This window comes from Nonomuraea sp. K271 (genome assembly GCF_009908215.1).
GTDB lineage: Bacteria > Actinomycetota > Actinomycetes > Streptosporangiales > Streptosporangiaceae > Nonomuraea > Nonomuraea longispora.
The window spans coordinates 2,501-5,070 of the sequence record NZ_JAAAHR010000301.1 but is presented as its reverse complement, the minus strand read 5'-3'; the positions used below and the strand labels follow the sequence as shown (position 1 = coordinate 5,070).

1 rRNA gene (cut by a window edge) is annotated in these 2,570 nt (G+C 56.6%); it reads right to left on the bottom strand.

The annotated features are described in order from the left end of the window. Positions 1 to 8: 8 nt before the first annotated feature. A 23S ribosomal RNA gene (locus GUY59_RS45925) occupies positions 9 to 2,570 on the bottom strand; it runs 549 nt beyond the window's last position.

Below are 2,570 nucleotides of genomic sequence, written 5' to 3'. Positions count from 1 at the left end.
TATGCTTTGTGGTCAAGTCCTCGGCCTATTAGTACCGGTCAGCTCCACACGTTACCATGCTTCCACACCCGGCCTATCAACCCGGTCGTCTACCGGGAGCCTTAACCCCTCACAGGGTGGGAGACCTCATCTCAAGGCGAGCTTCCCGCTTAGATGCTTTCAGCGGTTATCCCTTCCGAACGTAGCCAACCAGCCGTGCACCTGGCGGTACAACTGGCACACCAGAGGTTCGTCCGTCCCGGTCCTCTCGTACTAGGGACAGCTCCTTTCAAGTCTCCTACGCGCGCAGCGGATAGGGACCGAACTGTCTCGCGACGTTCTAAACCCAGCTCGCGTACCGCTTTAATGGGCGAACAGCCCAACCCTTGGGACCTACTCCAGCCCCAGGATGCGACGAGCCGACATCGAGGTGCCAAACCATCCCGTCGATATGGACTCTTGGGGAAGATCAGCCTGTTATCCCCGGGGTACCTTTTAGCCGTTGAGCGACACCGCTTCCACACGCCGATGCCGGATCACTAGTCCCAGCTTTCGCTCCTGCTCGACCCGTCAGTCTCACAGTCAAGCTCCCTTGTGCACTTACACTCAACACCTGATTACCAACCAGGCTGAGGGAACCTTTGGGCGCCTCCGTTACCCTTTAGGAGGCAACCGCCCCAGTTAAACTACCCACCAGACACTGTCCCCGATCCGGATCACGGACCAGAGTTAGACGTTCAAAACGACCAGAGTGGTATTTCACCAATGACTCCACCCGAACTAGCGTCCGAGCTTCCCAGTCTCCCACCTATCCTACACAAGACGCTCCAAACGCCAATGTCAAGCTGTAGTGAAGGTCCCGGGGTCTTTCCGTCCTGCTGCGCGTAACGAGCATCTTTACTCGTAGTGCAATTTCGCCGGGTCTGCGGTTGAGACAGCGGGGAAGTCGTTACGCCATTCGTGCAGGTCGGAACTTACCCGACAAGGAATTTCGCTACCTTAGGATGGTTATAGTTACCACCGCCGTTTACCGGCGCTTAAGTTCTCACCTTCGCCAACTTCCGCCAGCTAAGCAGTCCCCTTAACGTTCCGGCACCGGGCAGGCGTCAGTCCGTATACATCGTCTTACGACTTCGCACAGACCTGTGTTTTTAGTAAACAGTCGCTTCCCCCTGGCCACTGCGACCCCCACCAGCTCCAGATGCAAGACCTATCACCAGCAGAGGTCCCCCTTCTCCCGAAGTTACGGGGGCAATTTGCCGAGTTCCTTAACCACAGTTCACCCGATCGCCTTAGTATTCTCTACCTGACCACCTGAGTCGGTTTAGGGTACGGGCCGCCACAACACTCACTAGAGGCTTTTCTCGGCAGCATAGGATCATCCACTTCACCACAATCGGCTCGGCATCACACCTCAGGCACAAGAGACGCGGATTTACCTACGCCCCGCCCTACATGCTTACCCCAGGACAACCATCGCCTGGGCTGGACTACCTTCCTGCGTCACCCCATCGCTTACCTACTACCCGATCGGTCCGAGCGTTCACTCTGACGGCCATCCCGAAGGACAACCCGAGCTAAGGACTCTTAGCATCACGAGGTTCAGTATGGGCGCATTGAAGCGGGTACGGGAATATCAACCCGTTGTCCATCGACTACGCCTGTCGGCCTCGCCTTAGGTCCCGACTTACCCTGGGCGGATTAACCTGGCCCAGGAACCCTTGGTCATCCGGCGCGAGGGTTTCTCACCCTCGATTCGCTACTCATGCCTGCATTCTCACTCGCACAGCCTCCACAACTAGATCACTCTGCTGCTTCGCCGGCTGCACGACGCTCCCCTACCCACCAACAAAACCATAAGCCTTGTCAGTGCCACGACTTCGGCGATGTGCTTGAGCCCCGCTACATTGTCGGCGCGGAATCACTTGACCAGTGAGCTATTACGCACTCTTTCAAGGATGGCTGCTTCTAAGCCAACCTCCTGGTTGTCTCTGCGACTCCACATCCTTTCCCACTTAGCACACGCTTAGGGGCCTTAGTCGGTGATCTGGGCTGTTTCCCTCTCGACTACGAACCTTATCGCCCGCAGTCTCACTGCCACGCTCTCACTTACCGGCATTCGGAGTTTGGCTGACGTCAGTAACCTTGTCGGGCCCATCAGCCATCCAGTGCTCTACCTCCGGCAAGAAACACGCAACGCTGCACCTAAATGCATTTCGGGGAGAACCAGCTATCACGGAGTTTGATTGGCCTTTCACCCCTACACACAGATCATCCCCCAGGTTTTCAACCCTGGTGGGTTCGGTCCTCCACCCAGTCTTACCTGAGCTTCAACCTGCCCATGCGTAGATCACTCCGCTTCGGGTCTACAGCATGCGACTCAAACGCCCTCTTCAGACTCGCTTTCGCTACGGCTCCCCCACACGGGTTAACCTCGCCACACACCATAACTCGCAGGCTCATTCTTCAAAAGGCACGCAGTCACATCACACAAGAGCCAAAAGACTCCTGCAAGCTCCTACGGCTTGTAGGCACACGGTTTCAGGTACTCTTTCACAACCCCTCACCGGGGCACTTTTCACCTTTCCCTC